Source organism: Streptomyces sp. NPDC048424 (assembly GCF_040651555.1).
GTDB lineage: Bacteria > Actinomycetota > Actinomycetes > Streptomycetales > Streptomycetaceae > Streptomyces.
This window is the reverse complement of sequence record NZ_JBEZKE010000082.1, coordinates 1-2611: the sequence shown is the minus strand read 5'-3', so window position 1 is coordinate 2611 and position 2611 is coordinate 1. Positions and strand designations below refer to the sequence as shown.

Annotated in this window: 3 protein-coding genes; all 3 read right to left on the bottom strand. The window is 69.5% G+C overall.

The features are described 5' to 3' along the window. Positions 1-623 (bottom strand): adenosylhomocysteinase (locus tag AB0D29_RS38690; protein WP_362860526.1); only part of this gene is annotated, 623 nt, incomplete at its 3' end. A gap of 25 nt (positions 624-648) precedes the next feature. Continuing rightward, entirely contained in the window at positions 649-1584 is a 936-nt protein-coding gene (metF, locus tag AB0D29_RS38685; protein ID WP_362860525.1) for a methylenetetrahydrofolate reductase [NAD(P)H], read from the bottom strand. Positions 1585-1612: 28 nt separating this feature from the next. Beyond that, the coding region (locus tag AB0D29_RS38680; RefSeq protein WP_362860524.1) for a vitamin B12 dependent-methionine synthase activation domain-containing protein at positions 1613-2611 on the bottom strand (999 nt) is incomplete at its 5' end.

Genomic DNA, 2611 nt, shown 5'->3' with positions numbered 1-2611 from the left:
ATCGCCGGGAACAGCAGCGTGCCCTCGGACATCATCTCGTAGAGGCGGTGGACACCGGTGGTGGTCTCCTCCGTCACACCGCGGATCTCGGACGCCAGCGCCGTCCAGTCGATGGAGGTCTCCCGCAACAGGCCCAGGACCAGGGCCATCTCCTCGTTGTCCGCGGTGGACGGGTCCGGAACGGAGCCCGCCTTCTGGTACTCGACACCCTTGTGGACCAGGAGGGTGGCGTCACCGCCGTCGTCGAGGATCATGTTGGGGCCCGCGTGGCCGGGCCAGGTCAGCGCCTGCTCCGTGCACCACCAGTACTCCTGGAGCGTCTCGCCCTTCCAGGCGAAGACCGGGATCCCGGCGGCGGCCACCGCGGCGGCCGCGTGGTCCTGGGTCGAGTAGATGTTGCAGGACACCCACCGCACCTGCGCCCCGAGCGCCACCAGCGTCTCGATCAGGACGGCCGTCTGCACGGTCATGTGCAGGGACCCGGTGATCCTCGCCCCGGCGAGGGGCTGCGAGGGGGCGTACTCCTTGCGGATCGACATCAGACCGGGCATCTCGTGCTCGGCGAGGGTGATCTCCTTGCGGCCGAATTCCGCGAGCGAGAGATCTGCGACCTTGAAGTCCATGGGGTCTACTCCGTGATGGTGGTGGCTAGTTCTGGCTGAGGTTCAGGTTCTGATGGATCTCTAGAGTCGCGGTGGACTTGTTGAGGGTGATGTAGTGCAGGCCCGGCGCACCCTCGGCGAGGAGGCGCTCGGACATCGCCGTCGCGTACTCCACCCCGATCCGGTGACCGGCCGCCGGATCGTCCTTCGCCGCCTCCAGCCGCTGGGCCAGCGCCGCCGGGAAGCGGGCGTCGCTCAGCTCCGCGAAGCGCCGGATCTGGCGGAAATCGGTCGCCGGCATGATCTCGGGGATGACCGGTGTCAGGCAGCCGACGGCGCAGAGCCGGTCACGCAGCCGCAGGTAGTCCTCGGCGTGGAAGAACATCTGGGTGATGGCGTAGTCGGCGCCGGCCCGGCACTTGGCGGCGAAGTGCCGGATGTCCTCACTCCAGCCGGGCGAACGGGGATGCCGCTCCGGGAACGCCGCGACACCCACCGTGAAATCACCCAACTGCCGTATGAGAGTGACCAGTTCGTGCGCATGACTGAGCCCGGCCGGATGCGGGGTCCACTGCCCCTTCGGGTCGCCGGGCGGGTCACCGCGCAGGGCGAGCACATCGCGGATGCCCGCGTCGGCGTACTGGCCGATGATGTGGCGCAGTTCGGCGACCGAGTGCCCCACGGCCGTCAGGTGCGCCACCGGGCGCAAGGTGGTCTGCGCCGCGATGCGCTTGGTGACCTCCACGGTCCGGTCACGAGAGGATCCACCCGCCCCGTAGGTGACGGAGACGAACGACGGCGCGAACGGCTCGATCCGGCGGATCGCCGCCCACAGGGTGCGCTCCCCGGCATCCGTCTTCGGCGGGAAGAACTCGAACGAGAAGGTCCGCCGGCCCTGGGACAGCAGCTCGCGGACACCAGGGGCGGTGGGGGCGCAGGGGCGGGGGCGGTCGGTGGTCGTGGCGGCCAGAGCAGCCGGCATGTCGGACTCCTTTCCAACGCGTCGGGATTCAGCGCGCGTTGAAGTACGTCGCCTCGGGGTGATGGATCACGATCGCGTCGGTGGACTGCTCCGGGTGGAGCTGGAACTCCTCCGACAGCAGCACACCGATCCGCTCCGGCTGCAGGAGGTCGGCGATCTTCGCCCGGTCCTCCAGGTCGGGGCAGGCGGGATACCCCAACGAGTAGCGGCAGCCCTGGTACTCGGTGCGGAACATCCCGTCCATGGAGCGCGGATCGGATCCGGCGATGCCCAGCTCGCCGCGGACCCGCGCGTGCCAGTACTCCGCCATCGCCTCCGCCAGCTGCACGGACAGCCCGTGCAGCTCCATGTACTCGCGGTAGGCGTCCGCGGCGAAGAGCCGGGCCGTCTCCTCGCCGATCCTCGAACCGACGGTGACGACCTGGAGGCCCACGACGTCGGTGTCCCCGCTGTCCTCGGAGCGGAAGAAGTCCGCCAGGCACAGGCGGCGGCCGCGGCCCTGGCGGGGGAAGGTGAAGCGGGTCCGCTCGGAGCCGTTCTCGTCGAGGATGATCAGGTCCTCGTCCTTGGAGACACACCGGAAGTAGCCGTGCACGACGGCCGCTTCGAGCAGTCCGTCGGTGTGCAGCCGGTCCAGCCAGCCACGCAGCCGCGGTCGCCCGTCCGTCTCGATGGTCTCGGTGTCCTTCAGCCCCCACTGGCCCTTGAACAGGGCCGTCTCATCCAGCCAGGAGGCGTAGTCCTTGAGCGGGATGCCCTTGACGACGCGGGTGCCCCAGAACGGCGGGGTGGGGACCGGGTTGTCGACGGCGACATCGGAGCGGCCCCCCGGCTCGGCCACCGCCACCGGCAGCGCAGTGTCGCGCTTGGCGACACGGCGCTGCTTCAGCGGCGGCAACTCGACACCGGGAACCCCGCGTTTCACCCCCATCAGGGCGTCCATGAGGCGCAGGCCTTCGAAGGCGTCGCGGGCGTAGCGGACTTCGCCTTCGTAGATTTCGTGGAGGTCTTGTTCGACGTAGGCGCG

What these genes read in the sequence shown, in the direction of transcription:
- metF (WP_362860525.1), bottom strand. Translation starts at nt 1,584, where the DNA reads ATGCCGGCTGCTCTGGCCGCCACGACCACCGACCGCCCCCGCCCCTGC.